A 24211-nucleotide genomic window follows, 5' to 3' on the forward strand; every position below is an offset into this window, starting at 1 on the left:
TGCCCCTTATCTCCCTACCCTGGGCCAGGCCGTCGGCCTGCGTGCTTCCACAGGTGATTCCATGACTCTTTCCGTTTCGACGCCGCCGCGCCGCCTGCTGCTGGTCCGGCGTGCCGGCCTGGCCCTGGCCCTGCTGCTGGCCACCGCGGCTGCGCAGGCTGCACTTCCCATCCAGCACTGGACCCAAGCCAGCGGAGCCCGTGTGGCCCTGGTGGAAAGCCCGGCCATCCCGATGCTCGACGTGCAGATCGACTTCGATGCCGGCTCGCGCCGGGATCCGGCCCGCCAGGCGGGGCTGGCTTCGGTCAGCGCCCTCATGAGCTCGCGCGGCGTTCAGGCCCATGGCGCAGCCCCCGCTCTGGACGAAAACGCGCTCAGCGAGGCCTGGGCCGACCTGGGCGCCAGTTTTGGCGGCAGCGCCGGCAACGACCGCCTCACCTTCGGCCTGCGCACCCTGACCGAACCCGATCTGCTGGATCGGGCCATCAGCCTGGCGGCCCGCCAACTGGCCGAACCGACCTTGCCCGAGGCCATCTGGCGCCGTGAGCGTGAGCGCCTGGTGGCCTCGCTCAAAGAGGAGGACACCCGCCCCGGTACCCAGGCTGCCAAGGCCTTTGCGCGTGCCGTCTACGGCGATCACCCCTACGGTCAGGAGATGACCGCCGCCACCCTGGCCACGCTGCAGGTCAGCGACATGCGCCGCTACCTGAACCGTTCAGTGCGTGCTTGCGACGCCCGTGTCAGCCTGGTCGGTGCGGTTTCCCGCGAGCAGGCCGATGTGCTGGTCAGCCGCCTGCTGGCCCTGCTGCCGGCCGGCCCTTGCCAGCCCCAGCCCGCGGTGCCCGAGGTCGCGCCTCTGACCCAGGCAGAAAACCTGAGCCTGCCCTTCGATTCGGCCCAGGCCCATGTGTTCATCGGTCAGCCCGGCATCCGCCGAGCCGACCCCGACTACTTTGCCCTGCTGGTGGGCAACTACATCCTGGGCGGCGGTGGCTTTGTGTCACGCCTGACCAGCGAGGTGCGCGAAAAGCGAGGCCTGAGCTACAGCGTCTACAGCTACTTTGCACCGGGCCTGCATGCGGGCGCCTTCACCCTCGGGCTGCAGACCCGACCCGATCAGGCGGCCGAGGCCGTCAAGGTGGCGCGAGAGGTGCTGAGCCGGTACGTGGCCGAAGGGCCGACCGAGGCCGAGCTCAAGGCCGCCAAGGACAACCTGGTGGGGGGCTTTGCCTTGCGCATCGACAGCAACAAGAAGCTGCTCGACAACGTGGCCAACATGGCCCTGCATGACTTGCCCTGGGACTACCTGGACACCTGGACGCAGCAGATCGACAAGGTCAGTGTGCAAGACATCCGGGCGGCTTTTCAGCGCCATCTGCAACCCGATCGCCAGGTCACCGTGACCGTGGGGGCCCGTCCATGAGCCGCCCGAGCAAAACCCCGGCGGCACCGGCTGGCAAGGCCTCCGGGCACCCAAAGCTCAGCAAGGCGCCGGGGGAGATCCGCATCATCGGTGGGCTCTGGAAGCGCACCCGTCTGGCCGTGCCCGACCGGCCGGGCCTGCGCCCGACGCCGGACCGCGTTCGCGAGACCTTGTTCAACTGGCTGGGTCAGGACCTGGGTGGCTGGCGCTGTTTTGACGCGTTTGCCGGCACCGGCGCCCTGGGCTTCGAAGCCGCCTCACGCGGGGCGCGCGAGGTCTGGCTGATGGAGCAGGACAGCGGGCTGGTGCAGCATCTGCAGGCCAGCTCGATACGCCTCAAGGCCACCCAGGTGAAGGTGCAACGAGGTGACGGTGTGGCCCAACTGGTCCAGCAACGGGGTGCCGGTCTCGACCTGGTGCTGCTGGACCCGCCTTTTGCCTCCGACCTGTTCGAGCCGGCCTTGCGGGCGGCGGGGCAAGCCGTGCAGCCCGAGGGCTTCATCTACCTGGAGGCTCCTCGCGCCTGGACGGCCGACGAGCTTCACGGTCTGGGCCTGCAGCCTTACCGCTACCTCAAGGCCGGGGCGGTGCACGCCCACCTGCTCAAGCCGACCCCGCCTGCGACCTGATTCGTCTCTCTTGGCCGTCGGCCGGCACCCCTGTCGCGGGGGGGCCATGCGGGGTGCGGGCGGCATGCATAATGCGCCCAAAGAATGCCCCCAGGCCCCACCGCAGGAGACGCACCGCCATGGCCCAGAACGTGATTGCAATTTACCCGGGTACCTTCGACCCCATGACCCTGGGGCACGAAGACGTGGTGCGCCGAGCCACCCAACTGTTTGACCATGTGATCGTGGCCGTGGCTGCCGGGCACCACAAGAAAACCCTGTTCAGCTTGCAAGAGCGGGTCGACATGGTGAGTGCTGCCGTCAAGCCGTTCGCCCAGGTCGAGGTGGCCACTTTCGGGGGCTTGCTGCGTGATTTTGTGGTGGCCCGTGGCGGCAAGGCCATGGTGCGCGGCCTGCGCGCGGTCACCGACTTCGACTATGAATTCCAGCTGGCCGGCATGAACCGCAGCCTGATGCCCGACGTCGAGACCGTTTTCCTCACCCCCAGCGACAAGTACCAGTTCATCTCGAGCACCTTTGTGCGCGAGATCGCCGTGCTCGGTGGCGAGGTCGACAAGTTTGTCTCCCCTCTGGTGCAAGAGCGGCTGGCCGAAAAGGTGCGCAGCCAGAGCCGCGAGTGACCTGGGTTGGCTGGGGCCGGCGCTCAGGCGCGGTGCCAGCGCGAGATCCAGCCTTTGAGCAAGGCATTGACCTGCGGGGCGCGCTCCATCGTCAACAGGTGACCGCAACGCGGGATCACGGCCCATTCGGCCGTGCCGATCGCGGCAGCCATCTCGTGTGAGCACTCAGGCGGCGTCAGCACGTCATCGGCCCCGCACACCACCAGCGCGGGGCAACTGATGCGGCCCAGGTGGGGGCGGGCATCGGGGCGGTCCATCACGGCTTCATTCTGGCGGGCCAGCGCTTCGCCGCCTGCCGCCAGGATGAAGCGCCAGTAGCGTGCCCGCAGATCCGGGCGGGCCGCACCATCGGCATGGAAGGCGAGGGCCATGTTGGGTTCGATCACCTGCCGCACCTGGCCCGCGCGAAATTGGCGCACGGCGTCACTGCGCAGCGCTCGCATGGCTTCGGTTTCGGGGCGTGCATTGCTGCCCAGCAGGGCCAGACCGGTGATGCGTTCGGGCGCCTGGCGCAAGGCCTCCAGGGCGATCATGCCCCCCATCGAGGTGCCGCACAGGGCCAGTGGGCCGCTGTGTTCGCGCAACACGGCCGCCGCCATGGCGCTGATGCTGGGGTGGCGGAAGTGCACCAGGCTGATGGCCCAGCGCAGGTCCGGGGGCAGGGCGCGGGTCTGGTCAGCCCACAGATCGGCATCAGCGCCGAGGCCCGGCAGAAAAATCAGGGTACTCATGAGGCAGGTCACTTCAAAGCCATGAAGCTGCTGATCATGCCTAAGAGGGTGTTCAATGTCTCGCGCGACCCATGGGAGACATTGAACACGCTCTCAGTGAGCGCCAGTCTGCTGGCGACCGGGCTGCCCGCGCCGCAACCCGGCTGCGGGTCCGCCGCGGCAGGTTCAGTCGCTGGCGGGCTGAGGCTCGCTCGAGAGCCAGCGGCCGCGTGGCCGGCCCGCTGCCTGCATGCCATTGGAGGCCCAGGGCCACGATACCCGGCTCCAGGCGACCTGGCCGGTTTCAGGCGGCAGTGCCTGCACCGACGGGGCCAGGTGGCTCAGGGGATGGCTGCGCCGGATCAGCAGGTCCACGCAGTCCATCCCGTCGTTGTTGCTGTCCTCGGGTGGAAAGCGCAGGCGCGTGGTGTCGCGGATGATGGGCTGGTCGAAGTTCGGGTCCAGTGAGGATGAAGCGTCCATGCAGAAATCCAGTGTGCTTGACGAGCCACGCGGGTCGTGGGTTATCGCTTCTACGAAGGGTATTCTTGGGTGGACGAGAGGTTGGTCGGCGAGGGCGCATCCCGCCTGTCGGCATCGGCGCTTCCTGCTTGTAGGCGCCGGCCCACAGTGGGTTCACAGCGGGCTGGTGAGGGTGGGCAGGTAGGCCGTGATGCGGCTTCCCTGGCCGGGTGTGGACTCCACCACCAGGCGCCCGCCGGTGGCTTCGACGCGGTGGCGCATGCCCTCAAGACCATGTGAGCCGGCCCCGATCTGCTCGGGGTTGAAGCCGATGCCGTCGTCGCTCACCGTCAGCAGCGCGTGGGTTCCCGTGTTCTGCAACTGCACCGACACCTGCCGGGCACGGGCGTATTTGCCGATGTTGGTCAGCGCCTCCTGCACCAACCGGTACAGCGTCAGTTGCGATGACTCATCCAGATCCACCGCTTCCAGCCGGGTGTCCAGTGCCAGGTCGGAGCGTTCCGAGAACTCACGGGTGAGGATTTCCAGCGAGGGCAGCAAACCCAGGTTGGACAGGGACGACGGGCGCAGGTCTTCGACGATGCGGCGTTTCAGGGCGATGCCCCGGTTGAGGGTTTCGGTCAGGTGCTGCAGGCGCTGCAGGGCCTCGGGGGCGTGATCGCCCAGGCGCGACTTGATGCGTGCCACGTCCAGCTTGGCCGCGGTCAGCAGCGAGCCCAGTTCGTCGTGCAGTTCGCGGGCCAGGTGGCCGCGCTCATCCTCGCGCACCTGCTGCAGATAGGTGGCCAGCTTGGCCAGCGAGGCGGTGCGATCGCGCACCAGGCTTTCCAGGCGGTCGCGCTCCTGCTTGAGGGTCTGTTGCTCGCGCTGACCCGCCACCTTGAGTGCATTCGACTGCCGCAGGTACAGATAAAAGGACAGCAGGCCCACCAGCGCCGTCAGGGCGATGCCCAGGCGCGACACCATCAGAGAGCGCAGGATCTGTCGATCGCCCAATTCGGTCTGGTGGCTGCTTTCGTCGATCAGGGCCGCCGACTGCTCCCGGATGGCGTCCATGTGTTCCTTGCCGACGTCGGTGTGCATCACGTACTTCCAAGCGTCTTCCTTGCCTTGTTTGCGCAGTTTCAGGCTCAGGTCCATCTCGGCCAGCTTGCGCGATACGTGGCGCGACAGGGCGACCAGGGCCGCTGGGTCGACGGGGTGGGCCTGGTCGGTCTGGCGCAGTTGGTCCAAGGTCTGGTTGACCTCGGAGACCGCGCTGTTGTAGGGCGCCAGGTAGCGCTCGTCACCGCTGAGCAGGTAGCCGCGCAAGCCCGTCTCGGCGTCCAGCATCTGGGCCAGCAGCTTGTGCAGCGTGGCCCGGGTCTCCTGGGTGGCTGTGATGCGTTTGACGGTGCCGGCAGAGCGCTCGTAGCCCAGCTCGTTGATGCCGATCAGGCTCAGGGTGGCCAGCAAGGCCAGTGGCAGGCTGATCCACTGGCGCGTGATGTTCAAAGGCCGACCGCTGAAAAAACGCTGTTTCAGCCGCATCGGCAAGGATGCAAACCTCGTCATGAAAAACTCCGGGCATGGTGGGCCATGGACAGCCCCTATTCCCTGCGCACAGCTGGGAAGCTGGCGAAACTTTGTTCTGTGGTTGCAGTTTCGGTTATTGTCGGCGCATTTGTGGGTGGATTCTCACAAATGATGAAAGACAATATCGATGATCAGAATAGGCATCGTGGATGACCACGCCATCGTGCGCTCGGGCTTGCGCAATTTCTTTGCCGACCATGTCGACCTGCGGGTGGTGGGCGAGGCGGCCAACGGACGCGAGGCGATCGATCTCGTGCGCATCACCGAAATGGATGTGTTGTTGATGGACCTGGCCATGCCGGGGCAGTCGGGGCTGGACGCCTTGGCCATGATCCGGGCCAAGGCGCCCGACGTGGGCATCCTGATCCTCTCGGGCTACCCGGAGGAGCACTACGCCATGAACCTCATCCGGCAAGGCGCCAGTGGCTACCTCAACAAGGAGTGCGACCCCGCCGAGATCGTGGAGGCGGTGCGCACCATTGCGCTTGGAAAGCGCTACATCACCCGCACCGTGGCCGATCTGCTGGCCCAGCAACTGGGCCGCAAGGACGACGTGCCGCTGCACGAGCAGCTCTCGGAGCGCGAGTTTCAGGTGTTTCTCAAGCTGGCCCGTGGCGAGACGGCCGGCGACGTGGCCAAGTCGCTGTCCCTGAGCGTGAAGACGGTCAGCACTTACCGAACCCGTCTGATGGAGAAGATGGGCCTGGCCTCCAACAGCGACCTGACCTATTACGCCCTCAAAAACCGATTGATCGACTGAGCGATTCGGGCCTGTCTGAGCGGGGTGCGCCGTGCTCAGGCATCAGACGATGCCTGCAGCGTGCAGAAATCGATCAGGGCGTCAATTTCATTGGATTTGTCGAACACTGCATCCACGCCCAGGCTGGCGCAGCGCAGCCGGATGTCGGGTGTGGCGTAGTTGGTCAGCACGATCAGTCGCTGGTGCGGCTGGCGCTGCTGGCACGACGAAATCACGCCCAGCCCGCTGCCTTCTTTGAGAAACAAGTCCACGATCGCCAGATCCCAGTCATCTGAGTGCTGGTGCAGCCATTCGATGCCCTGGTGCTCGGTCTCTGCAAAGCCCACGGCTCGCACGTCCGCCAGCTCTTCCAGCGTGCCCACCAGGTTCTCGCGGATCGTGGCGTTGTCTTCGACGATGTAGGTTCGGAGTTCCAAGTGATGGCCTTGTTCACCCGCATTCCGAAGACACAACCCAGACCAACGGATTTGGATTGCGCTTGTGCGGTAAGTTCAGGTCGATGAATTGTGCCAGTCACCTCGTTTTGAAGATGTCAGACCAGTCCTACACGGCCGTGCCGCACACCGGACAGTTCGGATGGCGTGACAGGTTCATGCGCGTCCACTCCATGGTGCGCGCATCCAGCATCAGCAACTGGCCGGTCAGGGGCGTGCCGGCCAGGCTGATCAGCTTCAGTGCCTCGGCCGCCTGCAGGCTGCCCACAATCCCCACCAGGGGGGCGAACACACCCAAGGTGGCGCAGCGGGTTTCTTCGGGGGTCTCGGCGGGGTCGAACACACAGGCGTAGCAGGCGCTGTCGGCCTGGCGTGGATCGAACACGCTGATCTGGGCATCGAAGCGGATCGCAGCCCCCGACACCAGCGCTCGCCGATGCCGCACACAGGCTGCATTCACCATCTGGCGCGTGGCGTAGTTGTCGCTGCAGTCCAGCACCACATCGGCGTCGGGCAGCAGCTGGTCCAGCAACGCGGCGTCAGCACGCTGGCGCAGCGTATCCACCCGAACCTCGGGGTTGCGTGCCAGGATGGCCTGCCGGGCTGAATCGACCTTGGCCTGCCCAACCCGGCTTTGGGTGTGGGCGATCTGGCGCTGCAGGTTGGTCAGATCGACCTCGTCGTCATCGATCAGGGTGATGCGGCCCACCCCGGCCGCGCCCAGGTACAGGGCTGCGGGCGAGCCCAGGCCGCCTGCGCCCACCACCACGGCGTGCGCGGCCAGCAGACGTTCCTGCCCCTCGATGCCGATCTCGTCGAGCAGGATGTGGCGGGAATAACGGAGCAGCTGATCGTCGTTCATAAAAAAAAGCGCCCCGCAGGGCGCTGGTGATCCCCGTTGTGCAGGGCTCAGTTGCTGGTCTTTTCTTCCTTGCGCTCGGTCTGGGTCTTGCTGACCATCACCGGGCGACCTTTGAGCTGGTTCAGGGCCTGCATCAGCGGGAAGTCCTTGTCGCTGCCCAGTTCGGGCAGCTTGCGGTCGGCCACGGGCTTCTTGGCTTCCTCTTCGAGGCGCTTGCGGGCCTCGTCGCGGGCCTTTTCGCGCTCCGGATCGGGCTTTTCTTCGCCCTGGCCGCTGTTCAGGTGCTTCTCCAGGTCGGCCTCACGCATGCGCAAGGCGGCAAACGGGCTGCCTTCTTCGGTGTCGTCCACCATCACTTCGGGCACGATGCCCTTGGCCTGGATCGAACGGCCGCTGGGCGTGTAATAGCGGGCCGTGGTCAGCTTCAGGCCGGTGTCGGGGCCCAGGGGGCGCACGGTCTGCACCGAGCCCTTGCCAAAGGTCTGGCTGCCCATGAGGGTGGCGCGCTTGTGGTCTTGCAGGGCGCCGGCCACGATCTCGCTGGCCGAGGCCGAGCCTTCGTTGACCAGCACCACCAGCGGCACGGTCTTGAGGGCGGCGGGCAGCTTCTTGAGCGGATCTGGGCCGCTGCGGCGCTGGTAGAACTCAGGCGAGGCCTTGAAAGTGAACTTGCTTTCAGCCAACTGGCCGTTGGTGGACACCACGGTCACGTTCTCGGGCAGGAAAGCGCTGGACACCGCCACGGCCGCATCGAGCAGGCCACCCGGGTCGTTGCGCAGGTCAAGCACCAGGCCCTTCAGATTGGGCTCCTGCTTGTAGATCTCGTCGATCTTCTTCACGAAGTCGTCCACCGTGCGTTCCTGGAACTGGCTCAGGCGCACCCAGGCGTAGCCGGGTTCGACCACCTTGCCACGCACCGACTGCGTGCGGATCTGCTCGCGCACGATGGTCACGGGGAAGGTGCGGTTCTCGTCCTTGCGGAACACGGTCAGCAACACCTTGGTGTTGGGCTCGCCGCGCATGCGCTTGACGGCATCGTTCAGGGCCAGGCCCTTCACCGCGGTGTCGTCGATCTTGGTGATCAGGTCGTTGGTCTTCAGGCCCGCACGGTAGGCGGGGGAGCCTTCGATGGGTGAGACGATCTTGATCAGACCATCTTCCTGGGTGATTTCGATGCCCACGCCCACGAACTGGCCCGAGGTGCCTTCGCGGAATTCCTTGTAGGACTTCTTGTCGAAGTACTGCGAGTGCGGGTCCAGGCTGGCCACCATGCCCGAGATGGCGTCGGTGATGAGCTTTTTCTCGTCCACCGGCTCGACGTAATCGGTCTTCACCATGTCGAACACCGCAGCCAGTTGCTGCAACTCTTCGAGTGGAAGCGGCGAAATGCTGCCCCGTGCCATGGTTTGCAGCGAGACCGTGGTCAGCGCGCCGGCTACCACGCCAATGGAAATCCAGCCTGCGATACGGAGTTTTTCACCCATGAAATCACCTTTTTGCGACGCAATATACACCTAGGATGGGCCGCGTCAGGCCAGGTTCCGCAGTCCCCTTCATTCACCCGGGGAATCTGCGGAGCAGGGGGGTGGCTTTACCTGTGCTTTACCCGCGATGGACGCGGGCTTGGCTCAGGCCTTGCCTTGCGAGGCCACGGCCGCGGCGGCCTTGGCAGCCGCCTCGGCATCGCCCAGGTAGTAATGGCGGATCGGCTTCAGATCGGCGTCCAGCTCGTACACCAGCGGAATGCCGTTGGGGATGTTCACGCCCACGATGTCGTCGTCGCCGATGTTGTCCAGGTACTTGACCAGGGCGCGGATCGAGTTGCCGTGGGCAGCCACCACCACGCGCTTGCCGCTCTTGATGGCGGGGGCGATGGATTCGTTCCAGAACGGCAGCACGCGGGCCACGGTGTCCTTCAGGCATTCGGTCAGTGGCACCTCTTCGGGCTTCAGGCGGCCGTAGCGGGCATCGCCACGCTCGCAGCGCGGGTCGGTGGCCTCCAGGGCCGGCGGCGGGGTGTCGTAGCTGCGGCGCCACACCAGCACCTGGGCGTCACCGTACTGCTTGGCCATGTCGGCCTTGTTGAGGCCTTGCAGCGCACCGTAGTGACGCTCGTTCAGGCGCCAGCTGTGCACCACCGGCAGCCAGGTGCGGTCCATCTCGTCCAGGGTGTGCCACAGGGTGCGGGTGGCCCGCTTGAGCACGCTGGTGTAGGCCAGGTCGAAGTCGTAGCCTTCGGCCTTGAGCAGGCGTCCGGCGTTCTTGGCCTGCTCCACCCCGGTCGGGGTCAGGTCCACATCGGTCCAGCCGGTGAAGCGGTTTTCAAGGTTCCAGGTGGATTCACCATGGCGGACAAGAACGAGTTTGTACATGCGAAGCCCTCAATTTTTCCAGTGCGAAACCCAGCATTCTAAAATTGTCGGGTTTGCCAACCCAAGGAACCCCGTGAAATTCATTACCGACAACTGGATGCTGATCGTCATTGCCCTGAGTTCAGGCGTGATGCTGCTGTGGCCCACCCTCAAGGGCGCCTCTGCAGTCGGCCTGTCCACGGCCGATGCCGTGCAGCTCATCAACCGCGAAAAAGCCGTGGTGGTGGATGTCAGCGACGCGGCCGACTACGCGCAAGCCCACGTGAACGGCGCGCGCAGCGTGCCGCTGGACCAACTGGAGGCGCGCCTGCCCGAGGTGGTCAAGAACAAGGCCCTGCCGGTGATCTTCGTGTGCGCCAGCGGCTCGCGCGGCGGCCCCGCTGTCAAGACGGCCCAAAAACTGGGTTACCAGCAGGCCCAAGCCCTGAGTGGCGGGCTCAAAGCCTGGAAAGAGGCTAACCTGCCGGTTGAAAAGGCCTGAACCGGGCCCATGTCCCGTATCTACCCAGCAAGGAATTTGTCCCCATGCAGCCCGTGAAGATGTACACCACTGCCGTCTGCCCTTATTGCATCCGCGCCAAGCAGATCCTCAAGGCCAAGGGCGTGACCGAGATTGAAGAGATCCGCATCGATGCCGACCCGGCCCAGCGCGATCACATGATGCAGGTCACTGGCCGGCGCACCGTGCCCCAGATCTTCATCGGCGACACCCACGTGGGCGGCTGCGACGATCTGATGGCCCTGGACGGGCGCGGCGGTCTGCTGCCTCTGCTGGGCGCCTGAGCGCTGCCGCAAAAGCGCCATTTTCTGCTGAGATAATGGTGCCTGAGTGCCCGCTGCGGTAACGCTTCCGCGGCGGGTTTTCTTTTAATGGGCACCGACCCTGGACCGCAGGCGGTGTCTTGTTTTTGTGAACCGAGAAACCTCATGGCCGAGCAACAAGATCCCGTTTTCCAGATCCAGCGCGTTTACCTCAAGGACCTGTCGCTTGAGCAGCCGAATTCCCCCGCCATCCTGCTCGAACAAGAGCAGCCCAGCGTCGACATCCAGCTCGGCGTGGATGCCACCCCGGTGGCCGATGGCATCGTCGAAGTCACGGTGACCGCCACCGTGCAGACCAAGATCAAGGACCGCACCGTGTTCCTGGTTGAAGCCAAGCAAGCCGGCATCTTCGAGATCCGCAACCTGCCTGAAGACCAGATGGGCGCCATCCTGGGCATCGCCTGCCCGCAGATCGTCTACCCTTACCTGCGCGGCAACGTGGCCGACATCATCCAGCGCGGCGGCTTCCCGCCCGTGCACCTGGCCGAAATCAACTTCCAGGCCATGTACGAACAGCAGCAAGCCCAGGCCGCCGGCCAGGTGGCTCAGTAATCAGCTGCCGCGCCCGGCCTGCTCTGGCAGGCCCGGGTGCCTGTTGCGTCCGATATGAAAATAGTCGTCGCCGGAGCCGGTGCCTGGGGCACGGCCCTGGCCATTGGCGCTTGTGCTGCACCGGCCGCCCATCAAGTCACCCTGTGGGGCCGTGATGCGGCCCAGGTGGCCGCCATGCAGGCCTCACGCCGCAACCAGCGCTACCTGCCGCTGGCCCCCTTGCCCGAATCCCTGACCCTGAGCGCCGCGCCGCTGGCCCCCCTGGCGGCGGGCAGCGATCTGGTGATCATCGGCACCCCGATGGCTGCTTTGCGCGCCACCCTGGCCAGCCTGGCGGATCTGACGGTGCCCGTGGCCTGGCTCTGCAAGGGCTTCGAGCGTGTGGCCGATGCCGATGCAAGCCAGGGCCTGCACGGCCTGCTGGCCCATGAAATTGCCGAGCAGGTGGCCCCGCGCCTGGCGGTGGGCACGCTCAGCGGCCCCAGCTTCGCCCGCGAGGTGGCCGAGGCCAAGCCCACCGCCCTGGTGGCGGCCAGCCACCAGGCCTCGGTGCGCCACGCCCTGGTCGAGGCCCTGCACGGTCCCAGCCTGCGGGTGTATGCCAACGATGACCTGGTCGGGGTCGAGGTGGGGGGCGCGGTCAAGAACGTGCTGGCCATCGCCACCGGCCTGTGCGACGGGCTGGACCTGGGTTTGAACGCCCGGGCCGCCTTGATCACCCGCGGCCTGGCCGAGATGACGCGCCTGGGCCTGGCCCTGGGGGCCCGGGTCGACACCTTCATGGGCCTCTCGGGGCTGGGCGATCTGGTGTTGACCGCCACCGGCGACCTGAGCCGCAACCGCCAGGTCGGCCTGCTGCTGGCGGCCGGCCAAAGCCTGCAACAGGCAGTCGACTCGCTGGGCCATGTGGCCGAGGGTGTTTACAGCGCCCGCACCGTGGTGCAGCGTGCCCGCCTGTTGGGCGTCGAAATGCCCATCTCCGAGGCCGTGGTGGCCTTGCTCGACGGCCAGCTGCAGCCGGCCGAGGCCGTGGCGGCCTTGATGGGGCGTGGCCCCAAGGGCGAAATGGCCTGAGCCCTGGCGGGCTTGGACCTCAGCGCGCGCTCACGCTCTCAGATCTCCAGGTTGTCGATCAGGCGCGTGCTGCCCAGGCGCGCCGCGCCCAGCACCACCAGCGGGTCACCCGCCTGGGGGGCCTGCAGGTCGCTGCGCCGACGCACGGTCAGGTAGTCGGGTGCCCAGCCGCGTGCCTTGAGGGCGGCCAGGGCGGCGGCCTCCAGGGCCTCGCGGTGCTGTGGCAAGGCATGCGCCGCGGCCAGTGCCTCGCGCGCCAGGCCGCGCAGGGCCAGTGACAGTTGCAGCGCCTCGGTGCGCTCCGCCTCGCTCAGGTAGCCGTTGCGCGACGACAGGGCCAGGCCGGCCTCGCTGCGCGTGGTCTCGGCCCCCAGCACCGTGATCGGCAATGCAAACTGCTGCACCATGCGCTGGATCACCATCAGCTGCTGGTAGTCCTTCTTGCCGAACACCGACACCCCTTCGGCATGGCCGGCAAACACGGCCGAGAACAGCTTCATCACCACCGTGCACACGCCGGTGAAGAAACCGGGGCGGAATTCGCCCTCCAGCAAATCAGCCAGGGCCGGGTCGGGCTGCACCTTGAAGGTTTGTGGCTCGGGGTACAGATCGGTTTCGCGTGGGGCAAACAGCACATGGCAGCCCGCAGCCTCCAGCTTGGCGCAGTCGGCCTCCCAGGTGCGCGGGTAGCTGTCAAAGTCTTCGTGCGGCAGAAACTGCAGCCGGTTCACAAAGATGCTGGCCACGGTCACATCACCCAGCGGGCGGGCCTGCTGGATCAGCGAAAGGTGCCCCTCGTGCAGGTTGCCCATGGTGGGCACAAAGGCAGGGCGCTGGGCCTGGGCAAGGGTCTGGCGAAGCTCCGCCACGCTGCGAACAATCTTCAAGTCTCGTCTCCGGCAAGGGCCCTGGGCCCAAAATGGGCGCGAGTGTAATCGCCAGCGAGGTATCAAAATGTATCGGTTTGCCTCAGTCGCCCAAGACAGCGCTGTCCGTTTGTACAAAAGATGACAGTTTGCTGAAAGCCCCTGGCGCAGCGGCTATGCTTCGCGCCCATGACGAAATTGCTTGAGTTCTCGCCCGCCGAGCTGGCGGCGCTGGCGCAGTCCGATGTGGCCCGGGCACTGCAAGAGGATGTGGGGCCTGCCGACCTGACCGCTGCCCTGGTGCCGGCGGGGCGGCGCATCACGGCCCGTGTGCTGGTGCGCGAACCGGCCGTGTTGTGCGGTCAGCCCTGGGCCGAGGCCGTGATCCGCCACTGCGACCCCAGCGCCGAGCTGCATTGGCAGGTGGCTGAGGGGCAAACCTGCCAGGCCGATCAGGTGGTGCTGGAGGTGCAGGGCGAGGCCCGGGCCCTGCTCACGGCTGAACGCACCGCCCTCAATTTCCTGCAACTGCTGAGCGCTGTGGCCACCCGCACCGCCGAGCACGTGGCCGCCGTGCAGGGCACCCGGGCCCGCATCGTCGACACCCGCAAGACCCTGCCTGGCCTGCGCCTGGCCCAGAAGTACGCCGTGCGCACCGGGGGCGGCCTGAACCACCGCATCGGCTTGTACGACGCCGTGCTGATCAAGGAAAACCACATCGCTGCCGCCGGTGGCATCCGCCCCGTGCTGGCGGCCGCACAGGCCGTGGCGGCGCAGGCCCAGTTCATCGAGATCGAGGTTGAAACCCTGGCCCAGCTGCAAGAGGCGCTTGAGGCCGGCGCCCGCATGGTGCTGCTCGACAACATGGACCTGCCTACCCTGCACGAGGCGGTGCGCCTGAACGCCGGCCGCGCCGTGCTTGAAATCTCGGGCGGTGTGACGCTGGATCGCCTGCCTGAACTGGCTGCCACCGGGGTTGACCGCATCTCCATCGGCGGCCTGACCAAGGACGTCAAGGCCACCGATTTCTCCATGCGTTTCGAGGACTGGGCATGAGTGCCGTGATTGACATCGACTACGAACAGCCGGCCTTGGCCGAAGGCAGCGTGTGCGCCACCCGCCGCGCCTGGGCCCGGGTGCCGCCCGAGCCCACCCAGGTCGAGCGCGGGGCGTTGAAAGACCGCATCCGCCGACTGCTCAAGGAGCGCAATGCCGTCATGGTGTCGCACTTTTATGTTCACCCCGATCTGCAGGACCTGGCCGAGGAAACCGGTGGCCTGGTCAGCGACTCGCTGGAGATGGCCCGCTTCGGCCGTGACCACACGGCCCAGACCCTGGTGGTGTCGGGCGTGCGCTTCATGGGCGAGACCGCCAAGATCCTGTCGCCGCACAAGCGCATCCTGATGCCCGATCTCGATGCCACCTGCTCGCTCGACCTGGGTTGCCCCACCGACGCCTTCAGCGCCTTCTGCGACGCCCACCCTGACCGCACCGTGGTGGTTTACGCCAACACCAGCGCCGCCGTGAAGGCCCGCGCCGACTGGATGGTCACCTCGGGCTGTGCGCTCGACATCGTGCAGGCCCTGAAAGACCAGGGCCAGAAGATCCTGTGGGCGCCCGACCGCCACCTGGGCCACTACATCCAGCGCGAAACCGGCGCCGACATGCTGTTCTGGAACGGGGCCTGCATCGTGCACGACGAGTTCAAGGCGTTTGAGCTGCAGGCCTTGATGCGCGAACATCCCCAGGCCAAGGTGCTGGTGCACCCTGAGTCGCCGGCCGACGTGGTGGCCCTGGCCGATGTGGTCGGCTCGACCTCGGTCATCCTCAAGGCCGCGCGCGAGCTGCCGGCCAGCGAGTTCATCGTGGCCACCGACAACGGCATGATGCACAAGCTGCGCACGCAAAACCCCGGCAAGACCTTCCATGAAGCCCCCACCGCCGGCAACAGTGCCACCTGCAAGAGCTGCGCGCACTGCCCCTGGATGGCCATGAACGGCCTGGCCGACGTGGCCCGCGTGCTGGAGACCGGTGCCAACGAGGTGTGGGTGGACCCTGCCCTGATCCCGCGCGCGCGCCTGCCCATCGACCGCATGCTGGCCTACACCGCCGCACTCAAGAACGGTCAACCCACCGCCGGTCTGGTACCCCACCTGGGGGCTGCTTGAGCGCCATGGGGGCGGTGCGCGTCCTGCTCGACTTTGCCGACCCGCACGACCCGGTTGGCCCGCGCACCCGTCACGCCTTCGCCCATCCCCTGCAGGTGCTGCAGGCCCGTGAGCTGAGCGACGTGGCCCCGGTGCTGCTGGCCGCCGAGGCCGCGGCCCAGGCCGGCCGCTGGGTGGTGGGCTACCTGCGCTACGAAGCCGCTCCGGCCTTTGATGCGGCACTGCAGGTGCACGCCGCACACGCCGCACACGCTGCGCAGGTGGGGCCGCTGGCCTGGTTTGCCGTGTTCGACCAGCCGCGGACCTGGCCCGCACCCGACGAGGGCGAGGCCCTGCCAGCCCGCGTCGATTGGCAGCCCCTGGATCAGGCCGCCGATTTTCAGCACCCCTTTGCCTGCCTGCAGCAGCAGATCGCCGCGGGCGATTTTTACCAGGTCAACCTCACGGCGCAGCGCCGGGGGCAGTTGGTGGACACCGAGCCGGATCTGCGCATCACCGAAGGCGAGGCGGGGCGTGCCCTGTTCGATGCCTTGCAACGTGCCCAGCCCGGCGGTTATGCGGCGCTGATCCAGACCGGTGAAGAGCAATGGCTGTCGGTGTCGCCCGAACTGTTTTTTGACTGGCGCGAGGGCCAGTTGCTCACCCGCCCCATGAAAGGCACCGCCCCACGTGGCGCCACCCCGGCGGAAGACGCAGCCCGGCGCCAGGCCCTGCTCGACAGCGCCAAGGAGCAGGCCGAAAACGTGATGATCGTCGACTTGCTGCGCAACGACCTGTCGCGCCTGGCCGACCCCTTTGGCGTCAGTGTGCCGCGCCTGTTCCAGGTGGAGGCCTTGCCCTCGGTGTGGCAGATGACCTCGGACGTGCAGGCCCGCACCCGGCCCGGCACGCGCCTGTTGGACGTGTTCACCGCCTTGTTCCCTTGCGGCTCGGTCACCGGTGCGCCCAAGGTGCAGGCCATGAAAGCCATCCAGGCGCTGGAGGCCGGGCCCCGTGAGGTGTATTGCGGCGCGATCGGCGTGTTGCGCCCCGGTGGGGCCGCCACCTTCAACGTGCCCATCCGCACCGTGGGCCTGCAGGGGCGCGAGGCCCGCTGCGGCGTCGGCAGCGGCATCACCGCGACCGCCGAGGCTGCGGGCGAATGGCGCGAGTGGCAACACAAGCAAGGCTTTCTGGAGCGCGCCAGCCAGCCCTTCGAGATTCTGGAAACCCTGCGCCTGCAGGACGGCGCCCTGTGCCACGGCCAACTGCACCTGGCCCGCATGGCCCGCGCCGCCCAGTACTTCAATGTGCGCTGGGACGAAGCCCATGTGCACAAGGTGCTGGCCCAGGTGGTGCGCCGCCAACCCCAGGGCCGCTGGCGCCTGCGCCTGCTGCTCGATGCCCAGGGCCTGGCCCATGCCGAAGCCTTTGCCCTGGACGATTCGCCCGCCCAGGTCACCCTGCGCCTGGCCCCCCAGGCCTTTGGCGAGGCCTTCAGCGAATTCACCCGCTACAAGACCACCCGCCGCGCCCACTACGACGCCATGGCCCCGGCCCAGCCCGGTGTCTTCGACACCCTGTTGTGGAACGAGCGTGGCGAGCTCACCGAGTGCACCCGCGGCAACGTGGCCCTGCTGCTGGACGGCCAGTGGTTGACGCCCGCGCTGCACTGCGGCCTGCTCGATGGCGTGGGCCGCCAAGCCGCGCTGCAGGAGGGCTGGCTGAGCGAGGGCGTGGTGCACGTGAGCGAGCTGCCCCGGGTGCAGGCGCTGGCCTTTGTCAACAGTCTGCGAGGGGTGATTCCGGCGCGGCTGGGCTGAGCATGGGCGGCCCGCTTATGCGGGTGCAGGTCTGTTGAGCCGATCGACCGGCCTCTTGGCCGGCTGGCCTGTGGCGCTTGCAGGTGCCCGGCAGGCCAGGGCGCCGCGTCACCTGATGGACTCATCTCAATTCGAAGGGGGGGCGCCATCATTCACAATTGGTAACAGCGGCCTTGCCCTGGACGGGCTCAGGGCGGCGATGTTCCGGAATGAAACCATGCAACACCAAGAAGCGAGTCAGTCGGCGGTCCTCGGGATGGGCCCGGGCCAGGCCGTCGAAGCGGTTTCCATGCCTTGGCAGCAGGCGCTGGAGGCCGCGGGCGATGGCGTGTGGGAGTGGGATGTGCCCAACGACCGCCTGCACTATTGCGGTCGCCTGGCGGCCCTGCTGGGCCACCTGCCAGCGACGCTGGGCAGCACCGAGGCGGATGCCGGGCATTTGCAGCATCCGGACGACCGAGCGGAGGTGCGCAGGCGCCTGGACTTGCACTTGTCAGCGCGATGGCCTGTGTATGTTGCCGAATACCGCATGCGTTGTGCGGATGGTTCGTACCTGTGGATTCTGGCCCGCGGCCAGGTGACGGAACGGGGGGCTGATGGGCGGGCGCTGCGCATGGTCGGAACCCATGCAGACACCACCTTGCGCAAGCTGCGCGAACAGGAGTTGCGCGGTTTCAGCAAAGAGTTGACCGATACCAGCATGGGGTTTCCTGATCGCATGGTGGAGGTGGATATTCAAGGGCGCCTGGTCGATTCGGCCGGATGGCCCGAGGTGACCGGAACGGATCAGCCGGCCTGTCCGGCAGGGCTGGAGGTGGATCTGCCCCTGCTGCGGCGAGCGCTGCAGGCGGCGGCGCAAACCGGCACTTCCTGTGGGCACCGCCACCCGGTGGACGGGCTGGCAGGGCACCGTTGGCAGGAGGTCTCGGTCTACCGTCGCCACCGTCTCTGCGAGGGGCAGCAGCGATTTCTGGTCGTCATCCGCGATGTCACGCGGCAAAAGGCCCTGGAAGACGAGTTGCGCATTGTCGGCAAGGTGTTCGAGAGTCAGCAGGCCATGGTACTGATCGACACCACGCACACCGTGGTGCGGGTCAATCAAGCCCTGTGTGACTTGTTGGGGTACGAACGCCAGGCCCTGATGGGCCGCAAGGCCTGGGACATCCTGCAGGGCAGCAGTCTGACGCCATCCGATCAATCGGGTTTTTGGACTGCCTTGCAGGCCCGCGGCGAGTTTGACGAAGAAATCACCTTCGTGCGGGGCAATGGCGAGTTGGTCACGCTCTGGTATTCGATCACCCTGGTGCAGGACGAAGAGGGTGCTGTGACCCATTACGCGGGCTTGGTGTCCGACGTGACCGAGCGCCGCCGCCGCCGGGAAGAGCAGTTGGCCAAGAACCTGGCCCAACGCCATGCCCTGGTCCGGGAGGTGCATCACCGCATCAAGAACAACCTGCAGGGCATCGTGGGCATCCTGCGCGCCTTCGGCTATCAGCACCCCGACACACTGGAGGCCATCAACCATGCGGTGACCCAGGTCCAGAGTGTGGCGGTGATCCATGGCCTGCAGGGGCGATCCACACTGGAGCAGGTGCGCCTGTGCGAACTCACTTCTTCGATCGCCCTGGGCGTGGGGGCCTTGTTCCAGACCGAGATCGGGATCGACATTCCCACGCCCTGGCAGCCTTGCCTGCTCGCGGCGTCCGAGGCCGTGCCGGTGGCCCTGATCCTCAATGAACTGATGTTGAATGCCGTCAAGCACCGGCGTGATCCGCAGAGCCGGGTGCAGGTCAGTCTGTGCAAGGGAGAGTCCGAGGATCAGGTTCAGATGTCGATTTTCAACGCCGGCTCCTGGCAGCCGGTGGCCGGTGACGAGCACGTTGGGCTGGGACTGGTCGAGATGCTGATGCCTCGCGCGGGGGCCCGCCTGTCCCACAGCCAATCGCCTCTGGGGGTGAACACCCTGCTGGTGCTGGGGGCGCCGGTCATTTCGCTGCTGCCTGGAGCGTATTCATGAGCCCCGCGGAGCTGGCCTGGGGCCAGGTGCACCTGTTGATGATTGATGACGATCGGCTGATCCTGTCGACGGTGTCGCAGGGCTTGACGCAGGCGGGCTACCGAGTGAGCACGGCCGAGTCAGTGGCTCAGGCCGAAGAGCTGTTGTCGGCCGGGCAGCGCCCGCACCTGGTGTTGCTGGATCTGCACCTGCCGGATGACGAAGGCCTGAGCCTGGCGGACAGCCTGCGCGATCTCGACAACCTGCCCTTTGTGGTCTTCAGTGCCTACAGCGATGCCCGCACCGTCGAGCGTGCCACCAGCGCTGGTGCGCTGGGCTACCTGGTCAAACCTCTGGACGTGCCTCAGATGGTGCCCGCCATCAAGGCGGCGTTGATGCGCTCGCACGAACTCCGGGACTTGCGCAGCACCGGCGCTCAGTTGCAGACCGCGCTGGATCTGGAGCGTGACATCAGCGTGGCGGTCGGCATCACCATGGTCGAGCACCGCTTGAGCCGTGACCTGGCTTTCAAGCGCCTGCGGGCCACTGCGCGTTCCCAGCGTCGCAAATTGGCCGAGGTGGCGGCGGAATTGATCCGCTCTTTCGAAGTGATCCACCAAATCTGAGGGTTCACTTCTGTTCATTTTTGGTTATTTGTAATAACATGTTAATGGAGTGGTGACCTTGATGCATGTCACTGTTTCGTTCTGAGGCCAAGAACCCGCCTCGTTGATCCGTCGCCGTGACCCTGTTGAGGCGCGGCGGTGAAACGACTCTTTCATTCGAGAGATGGGGTGTTCATGGGCTTTCTTTCAATCACCTGCGCCGCGCGTGGCCTGGCGCATGGCGCGGACCCGGCCTTGAGGTTGGGGGCGGGCAAGGGCATGGGGCGGTACCGGCTCGACAGGGTTCGGCCAGGCTGCGGCGGCCGGGGGCCCCGATGAAGCTCAACCTGCCGGTGACCCAGAGGGAATTTGATTTCCCGGCTTCCGAGACGCTGTTGTCCACCACCGATGTCGACAGCCACATCACCTACGGCAACGCCGCCTTTGTGCGTGCCAGCGGCTACACCCCTGATGAACTGCGACAGCAGCCCCACAACCTGGTGCGGCACCCGGACATGCCTCCCGAGGCGTTCGCAGACATGTGGCGCAGTCTGCGCTCCGGTCGTTCGTGGTCTGGCCTGGTGAAGAACCGGCGCAAGAACGGCGATCACTACTGGGTGCGGGCCAATGCGGCCCCTATGAGGCGCCGCGGCGTGCTGACCGGCTACCTGTCGGTGCGCACCCGGCCCGGGCGCGCGGAGGTCGAGGCGGCCGAACGTCTTTATTCGCGGTTCCGGGCAGGCGAGGCCAAGGGTTGGCGCTTCCACCGGGGTCTGGTGGTGCGCACCGGGCTGCTGGCCTGGCTCGGGGTCCTGCAACTGCTGCCAACCCGGTGGCGCCTTGGGTTGCCGATGGCGCTGCTCGGCCTCAGCCTGCTCGCCACCATGGCTGCGGCCGGGCTGGACGGGCGCCAGCAATGGCAACTGATCCCGCCCATGCTGGCGGCCTTGCTGCTGGTCTGGGGGTTTCTGCAGTTTCAACTGGTCTCCCCTTTGGGCCGAATCCAGGCCCTGGCCGAACAGGTGGCTCAGGGCGAGGTGGCTCAGGACCTGGGCCTGCAGCGCTGCGACTCGGTGGGGGTGATTGCCCGCTCCATCCATCAGGCCGGCCTGAACCTCCACTCGCTGATGTCCGACGTTCAGGAGCAGGTGGCGGGCCTGCAGCGCGCCAGTGAACAGGTGGCTGCGTCCAACACCGAACTGGCCCACCGCACCGAGCAGGCCGCCAGTGCGCTGGAGCAGACCTCGGCGGCCATGGCGCAGCAGACCCAGGCTGTGCAGCAGAACCACCGGGCCGCCAGCGATGCCGGCGACGTGGTTGCGCTGGCCACCCAGGCCGCCCTCAGCGGCGGACAGGCGGTGGATGACATCGTCGCCACCATGGGCCTGATTTCGGAGTCCAGCCGCCGCATTGCCGACATCATCGGAGTGATCGACGGCATTGCCTTCCAGACCAATCTGCTCGCACTGAATGCCGCCGTCGAGGCGGCGCGAGCCGGCGAGCATGGGCGGGGCTTTGCGGTCGTCGCCTCGGAGGTGCGTGTGCTGGCCCGGCGCTCGGCCGAGGCGGCACGAGAGATCAAGAAGCTCATTGACGATTCGGTGCACAAGGTCGACAGCGGTGCTGCCCTGGTCTCCGTGGCCGGGCAGACCATGTCCGACGTGGTGAGCCAGGTCGATCGCGTCCAGGCCCTGATGGGCGCCATCGGCCAGGCTTCGCGAACCCAGGCAACGGGCATTCTGCAAGTCGGACAGGCCATGGCGGAGCTGGATCGCATGACACAACAGAACGCCCAGATGGTGTCGCAAAGCCGGGCCGCCGCATCGGCCATGGGCGAGCAGGTGGCCAGGCTGACGGCGGCGGTGCAGGTCTTCGCCCCGTGAACACACCTGACGTGGCGCACCATCTCGGCGATTGGCGGGCCGACCTGGCGGAAGGGCACGACCATCCTGTGCAGCGCGTGCTGGGCTTTGCCCTGCTGTTGCTGGCCCTGCCGCTGGCGCTCCGGGTGCTGCAGCCCGAGCCGATCTGGCCTCTGTCGGAGGCCCAGTGGCTGTGGGCTCGCAGTGCCATGGGCCTGGTGTCGGTGGTGGTGGCCTTGCTCGTGTTCGTCACGGGCTATCGCGCGATCTTGTCGGCCCGCAAAGGGGCGGTGGTCACCCTGGGCCTGGCGTTTCTGGCCGTCGCGATGCTGGAGTTCAGTCTCCTGATGGTCTTGCCGGGCATGCCTGCCATCGGCCCTGCGCAGACCGTGCAGAGAACCATGCTGCTGTCCATGGCGGCCCGTTGGGTGGCCGCACTGGCCTTGCTGCTGTTTGTGTCCTTGCCGGTGTTGCCGCAATACAGCCTGAAGGCCAAACGCCTGGCGGTGGCCGGGGTGGCGCTCTTGAGCATCGGCCTGGCGGCCTGGTGCATTGCCCAGCCTGGCGACTGGCCCGTCCTGTTCGAGCCTGAGTGGGGCCTGACACCCCTCAAGGTGGGCTTGGAGTGGGGGGTGATCGGCCTCCACGTGGCCTCGGCGGTGGTGTTGTGGCGCCGCCGGGCCTCGCTGGTCACGGAGTGCGTGATGGCCCTGGCATTTGCCGTGTCCTTGTCCGCCTTGGCCGCGCTGCTGGGGACCTTGCAGAACGACGCGAATCGGAGCTGGATTGTCCTGAGCAGTCAGGCTTACAAATTGGCCGGGTACCTGTTTCTTTTCCACGCCACCTTCCATGAGGCCTTGCGCCGGCCTCTGGAGCGCATGGCGGTGCAAGGCCTGCGCGAGAGCCTGGTGCTCAACGTGGCCCCGGACGGTGTGCTGTGGATCAGCGAGACAGGTTGCATCCTGATGGCGAACCCTGCCATGGCCCAGATGTCGGGCTACGAGGCCTCGGCATTGATCGGGCAGAACGTCGACATCTTTCTGCCTCCGGAGCTGCGGGCACGCCATGCGCAATCGATGCGTGCCTTTTTTCAGCAAAGCGATGCCCGGGCCATGGGGCAGATCGAGCTCAAACTGCGCCGGGCCGACGGCGTGATGGTGCCGGTGGACATCTCGCTGGGTCACTGGAAAGACGAGCAGCAACAGCATGCCATCGCCTATGTGCGCGATCTGCGTGAGCGCAAGGGCTTTGAAGACTCCTTGCGGCACCGGGCCACCCATGATCAGCTCACCGACCTGCCCAACCGCTGGTTGTTCAATCTGCAACTCGAGCAGGCGCTGGCCCACGGCCGGCGCACGGGGCATCGGGTGGCGGTGCTGTTCCTCGATCTCGACGATTTCAAGACCGTCAACGACACCTTTGGCCATGGTCCAGGGGATGAGCTGCTGATTCAGGTCAGCCAGCGCCTGCGCCAGGCGGTGCGTGAAAGTGACCTGCTGGCGCGCCTGGGGGGCGACGAGTTCGCCCTGCTGTTGCCGGACGTGGGCGAGGTGGCAGAAGCCACCCAGGTGGCGGCCAAACTGTTGTCGGTGCTGGACGAGCCCTTCGTGGTGAATGGCCACGATGTGCTCTCGGGAAGCAGCCTGGGCATCGCTTTCTTCCCTGACGACGCGCAGGACAGCGAAGGCCTCATGCGCTGCGCCGACATGGCCATGTACCAGGCCAAGCGATCGGGCCGGGGCGCCCAGGCCTGCTATTCGGCACACCTCCATCTGGGGGCGCACGAAAACCTGCAGATGCACCTTCGCCTCAAGGAGGCGATCGGCCGTGGCCGCCTGGCCTTGCACTACCAGCCCCAGGTCGACCTGCGCAGCGGTGACATCGTGGGCGCCGAAGCCCTGCTTCGCTGGCATGACGAACTGCTGGGCGAGGTGTCTCCGGCACGCTTCATTCCGGTGGCCGAGTCAACCGGCCTGATCCTGCCCCTGTCCGACTGGGTGCTGGTCACCGCCTGCCAGCAGATCGCCGACTGGGCCCGGCAGGGCATGGCTTTGCGCGTGGCCGTCAATCTGTCGGCGCACCAGTTCCGGCAGGGCCAACTGCCGGAACGCGTGCGCGCAGCGCTGGCCTCGTCCGGGGCGCCAGCCCACCTGCTGGAGATCGAGATCACCGAATCGGTGGCCATGATGCACCCGGCCCTGGCGCGGGAGCAGCTGGAGGCCCTGGTCGGGATGGGGTGCAGCGTGGCGCTCGATGACTTCGGTACCGGCTACTCGTCCATGGCCTACCTGAAGGCCCTGCCGGTGTCGACGATCAAGATCGACCGGGGGTTCATCCAGGACATTCCCCACGACCAGAGCGATGCGCAGATCTCGCGCTCGATCATCGCTCTGGCTCATGGCCTTGGCCTGTCGGTGGTGGCCGAGGGCGTGGAGACAGAAGCCCAACGCAGCTTCCTGGCCAGCCATGGTTGCGAGGTCTACCAGGGCTGGCTGTTTGCCCGGGCCATGCCTGCCGCTGAGTTCGGCGTCTTCTATCGCAACGCCACCGGGCGCCAGCCGGCCGTGCCTTGACGCGGCGCGCGAGCGGGGCGGGC

At 66.7% G+C, this 24211-nt stretch carries 23 protein-coding genes; 15 read left to right on the top strand and 8 right to left on the bottom strand.

Annotated elements, in window-relative coordinates; translation table 11 throughout:
* Positions 1-61 precede the first annotated feature (61 nt).
* From AC07PT_RS12075 to coaD, 3 genes are all read left to right on the top strand, one after another.
* Complete coding sequence (locus tag AC07PT_RS12075; protein ID WP_494656779.1) at positions 62-1423, top strand: M16 family metallopeptidase; 1362 nt, start codon at positions 62-64, stop codon at positions 1421-1423.
* Complete coding sequence (gene rsmD / locus AC07PT_RS12080; RefSeq protein WP_492348276.1) at positions 1420-2052, top strand: 16S rRNA (guanine(966)-N(2))-methyltransferase RsmD; 633 nt, start codon at positions 1420-1422, stop codon at positions 2050-2052. Before AC07PT_RS12075 ends, rsmD begins: the two co-directional genes overlap by 4 nt.
* 119 nt (positions 2053-2171) lie before the next feature.
* Positions 2172-2672 (top strand): pantetheine-phosphate adenylyltransferase, encoded by a 501-nt coding sequence (gene coaD / locus AC07PT_RS12085; protein WP_492348277.1) that lies wholly within the window; start codon positions 2172-2174, stop codon positions 2670-2672.
* 23 nt (positions 2673-2695) lie between these two features.
* On the opposite strand, the gene AC07PT_RS12090 is transcribed toward coaD, so the two are convergent.
* The 3 genes from AC07PT_RS12090 to AC07PT_RS12100 form a co-directional block, all read right to left on the bottom strand.
* On the bottom strand, positions 2696-3403 hold the full coding sequence (locus tag AC07PT_RS12090) for an alpha/beta fold hydrolase (protein WP_492348278.1): 708 nt from the start codon (positions 3401-3403) through the stop codon (positions 2696-2698).
* 165 nt (positions 3404-3568) lie between these two features.
* On the bottom strand, positions 3569-3865 hold the full coding sequence (locus AC07PT_RS12095; protein ID WP_492348279.1) for a hypothetical protein: 297 nt from the start codon (positions 3863-3865) through the stop codon (positions 3569-3571).
* A 153-nt stretch (positions 3866-4018) separates the two neighbouring features.
* Complete coding sequence (locus AC07PT_RS12100; protein WP_494656888.1) at positions 4019-5395, bottom strand: CHASE3 domain-containing protein; 1377 nt, start codon at positions 5393-5395, stop codon at positions 4019-4021.
* Positions 5396-5567: 172 nt separating this feature from the next.
* On the opposite strand from AC07PT_RS12100, the gene AC07PT_RS12105 reads away from it, so the two are divergent.
* Complete coding sequence (locus AC07PT_RS12105; protein WP_492348280.1) at positions 5568-6200, top strand: response regulator; 633 nt, start codon at positions 5568-5570, stop codon at positions 6198-6200.
* Between the two features lie 35 nt (positions 6201-6235).
* On the opposite strand, the gene AC07PT_RS12110 is transcribed toward AC07PT_RS12105, so the two are convergent.
* From AC07PT_RS12110 to gpmA, 4 genes are all read right to left on the bottom strand, one after another.
* Entirely contained in the window at positions 6236-6616 is a 381-nt protein-coding gene (locus AC07PT_RS12110; protein WP_492348281.1) for a response regulator, read from the bottom strand.
* 127 nt (positions 6617-6743) lie between these two features.
* Positions 6744-7496, bottom strand: coding sequence for a HesA/MoeB/ThiF family protein (locus AC07PT_RS12115; protein ID WP_492348282.1), 753 nt, complete (start codon positions 7494-7496; stop codon positions 6744-6746).
* A gap of 47 nt (positions 7497-7543) precedes the next feature.
* The gene (locus AC07PT_RS12120; RefSeq protein ID WP_492348283.1) at positions 7544-8980 is read right to left on the bottom strand and encodes a S41 family peptidase; all 1437 of its coding nucleotides are present in this window, start codon (positions 8978-8980) and stop codon (positions 7544-7546) included.
* Positions 8981-9124: 144 nt separating this feature from the next.
* Positions 9125-9868, bottom strand: a complete 744-nt coding sequence (gene gpmA, locus AC07PT_RS12125; RefSeq protein ID WP_492348284.1) for a 2,3-diphosphoglycerate-dependent phosphoglycerate mutase — start codon at positions 9866-9868, stop codon at positions 9125-9127.
* Between the two features lie 73 nt (positions 9869-9941).
* Between gpmA and AC07PT_RS12130 the strand changes: the two genes are divergently transcribed.
* The 4 genes from AC07PT_RS12130 (at position 9942) to AC07PT_RS12145 (ending at position 12316) form a co-directional block, all read left to right on the top strand.
* On the top strand, positions 9942-10349 hold the full coding sequence (locus AC07PT_RS12130) for a rhodanese-like domain-containing protein (RefSeq protein ID WP_492348285.1): 408 nt from the start codon (positions 9942-9944) through the stop codon (positions 10347-10349).
* A 44-nt stretch (positions 10350-10393) separates the two neighbouring features.
* On the top strand, positions 10394-10651 hold the full coding sequence (gene grxC, locus AC07PT_RS12135; protein WP_492348286.1) for a glutaredoxin 3: 258 nt from the start codon (positions 10394-10396) through the stop codon (positions 10649-10651).
* A 144-nt stretch (positions 10652-10795) separates the two neighbouring features.
* Positions 10796-11242 carry a protein-export chaperone SecB gene (gene secB, locus AC07PT_RS12140; protein WP_019574008.1) on the top strand — a complete coding sequence of 149 codons (447 nt, stop codon included), beginning with the start codon at positions 10796-10798 and terminating at the stop codon, positions 11240-11242.
* A 54-nt stretch (positions 11243-11296) separates the two neighbouring features.
* A complete protein-coding gene (locus AC07PT_RS12145) occupies positions 11297-12316 on the top strand; it encodes an NAD(P)H-dependent glycerol-3-phosphate dehydrogenase (RefSeq protein ID WP_492348287.1) in 1020 nt (339 codons plus the stop codon).
* Between the two features lie 38 nt (positions 12317-12354).
* On the opposite strand, the gene panC is transcribed toward AC07PT_RS12145, so the two are convergent.
* Positions 12355-13203 (bottom strand): pantoate--beta-alanine ligase, encoded by an 849-nt coding sequence (gene panC / locus AC07PT_RS12150; protein ID WP_494656781.1) that lies wholly within the window; start codon positions 13201-13203, stop codon positions 12355-12357.
* A 168-nt stretch (positions 13204-13371) separates the two neighbouring features.
* On the opposite strand from panC, the gene nadC reads away from it, so the two are divergent.
* The 7 genes from nadC (at position 13372) to AC07PT_RS12185 (ending at position 24188) form a co-directional block, all read left to right on the top strand.
* Positions 13372-14238 (top strand): carboxylating nicotinate-nucleotide diphosphorylase, encoded by an 867-nt coding sequence (gene nadC, locus AC07PT_RS12155; protein ID WP_494656782.1) that lies wholly within the window; start codon positions 13372-13374, stop codon positions 14236-14238.
* Positions 14235-15350, top strand: a complete 1116-nt coding sequence (gene nadA, locus AC07PT_RS12160; protein WP_494656783.1) for a quinolinate synthase NadA — start codon at positions 14235-14237, stop codon at positions 15348-15350. Before nadC ends, nadA begins: the two co-directional genes overlap by 4 nt.
* 5 nt (positions 15351-15355) lie before the next feature.
* Complete coding sequence (locus AC07PT_RS12165) at positions 15356-17152, top strand: chorismate-binding protein (RefSeq protein ID WP_494656889.1); 1797 nt, start codon at positions 15356-15358, stop codon at positions 17150-17152.
* Between the two features lie 217 nt (positions 17153-17369).
* Positions 17370-19169: a PAS domain-containing sensor histidine kinase gene (locus AC07PT_RS12170; protein ID WP_494656784.1), complete on the top strand. Its 1800-nt coding sequence runs from the start codon at positions 17370-17372 to the stop codon at positions 19167-19169.
* Positions 19166-19774, top strand: coding sequence for an ANTAR domain-containing response regulator (locus tag AC07PT_RS12175; RefSeq protein WP_492348292.1), 609 nt, complete (start codon positions 19166-19168; stop codon positions 19772-19774). The genes AC07PT_RS12170 and AC07PT_RS12175 overlap by 4 nt, the downstream gene beginning before the upstream one ends.
* A gap of 314 nt (positions 19775-20088) precedes the next feature.
* Positions 20089-21636 (top strand): methyl-accepting chemotaxis protein, encoded by a 1548-nt coding sequence (locus AC07PT_RS12180; protein WP_494656785.1) that lies wholly within the window; start codon positions 20089-20091, stop codon positions 21634-21636.
* Positions 21633-24188 (top strand): putative bifunctional diguanylate cyclase/phosphodiesterase, encoded by a 2556-nt coding sequence (locus AC07PT_RS12185; protein ID WP_494656786.1) that lies wholly within the window; start codon positions 21633-21635, stop codon positions 24186-24188. Before AC07PT_RS12180 ends, AC07PT_RS12185 begins: the two co-directional genes overlap by 4 nt.
* Positions 24189-24211 lie beyond the last annotated feature (23 nt).

It is taken from the genome of Curvibacter sp. GW821-FHT09D12, assembly GCF_059416245.1.

What these genes read in the sequence shown, in the direction of transcription:
- AC07PT_RS12075 (WP_494656779.1), top strand. Translation starts at nt 62, where the DNA reads ATGACTCTTTCCGTTTCGACGCCGCCGCGCCGCCTGCTGCTGGTCCGG.
- rsmD (WP_492348276.1), top strand. Translation starts at nt 1,420, where the DNA reads ATGAGCCGCCCGAGCAAAACCCCGGCGGCACCGGCTGGCAAGGCCTCC.
- coaD (WP_492348277.1), top strand. Translation starts at nt 2,172, where the DNA reads ATGGCCCAGAACGTGATTGCAATTTACCCGGGTACCTTCGACCCCATG.
- AC07PT_RS12090 (WP_492348278.1), bottom strand. Translation starts at nt 3,403, where the DNA reads ATGAGTACCCTGATTTTTCTGCCGGGCCTCGGCGCTGATGCCGATCTG.
- AC07PT_RS12095 (WP_492348279.1), bottom strand. Translation starts at nt 3,865, where the DNA reads ATGGACGCTTCATCCTCACTGGACCCGAACTTCGACCAGCCCATCATC.
- AC07PT_RS12100 (WP_494656888.1), bottom strand. Translation starts at nt 5,395, where the DNA reads ATGCGGCTGAAACAGCGTTTTTTCAGCGGTCGGCCTTTGAACATCACG.
- AC07PT_RS12105 (WP_492348280.1), top strand. Translation starts at nt 5,568, where the DNA reads ATGATCAGAATAGGCATCGTGGATGACCACGCCATCGTGCGCTCGGGC.
- AC07PT_RS12115 (WP_492348282.1), bottom strand. Translation starts at nt 7,496, where the DNA reads ATGAACGACGATCAGCTGCTCCGTTATTCCCGCCACATCCTGCTCGAC.
- AC07PT_RS12120 (WP_492348283.1), bottom strand. Translation starts at nt 8,980, where the DNA reads ATGGGTGAAAAACTCCGTATCGCAGGCTGGATTTCCATTGGCGTGGTA.
- gpmA (WP_492348284.1), bottom strand. Translation starts at nt 9,868, where the DNA reads ATGTACAAACTCGTTCTTGTCCGCCATGGTGAATCCACCTGGAACCTT.
- grxC (WP_492348286.1), top strand. Translation starts at nt 10,394, where the DNA reads ATGCAGCCCGTGAAGATGTACACCACTGCCGTCTGCCCTTATTGCATC.
- secB (WP_019574008.1), top strand. Translation starts at nt 10,796, where the DNA reads ATGGCCGAGCAACAAGATCCCGTTTTCCAGATCCAGCGCGTTTACCTC.
- AC07PT_RS12145 (WP_492348287.1), top strand. Translation starts at nt 11,297, where the DNA reads ATGAAAATAGTCGTCGCCGGAGCCGGTGCCTGGGGCACGGCCCTGGCC.
- nadC (WP_494656782.1), top strand. Translation starts at nt 13,372, where the DNA reads ATGACGAAATTGCTTGAGTTCTCGCCCGCCGAGCTGGCGGCGCTGGCG.
- nadA (WP_494656783.1), top strand. Translation starts at nt 14,235, where the DNA reads ATGAGTGCCGTGATTGACATCGACTACGAACAGCCGGCCTTGGCCGAA.
- AC07PT_RS12165 (WP_494656889.1), top strand. Translation starts at nt 15,356, where the DNA reads ATGGGGGCGGTGCGCGTCCTGCTCGACTTTGCCGACCCGCACGACCCG.
- AC07PT_RS12170 (WP_494656784.1), top strand. Translation starts at nt 17,370, where the DNA reads ATGCAACACCAAGAAGCGAGTCAGTCGGCGGTCCTCGGGATGGGCCCG.
- AC07PT_RS12175 (WP_492348292.1), top strand. Translation starts at nt 19,166, where the DNA reads ATGAGCCCCGCGGAGCTGGCCTGGGGCCAGGTGCACCTGTTGATGATT.
- AC07PT_RS12180 (WP_494656785.1), top strand. Translation starts at nt 20,089, where the DNA reads ATGAAGCTCAACCTGCCGGTGACCCAGAGGGAATTTGATTTCCCGGCT.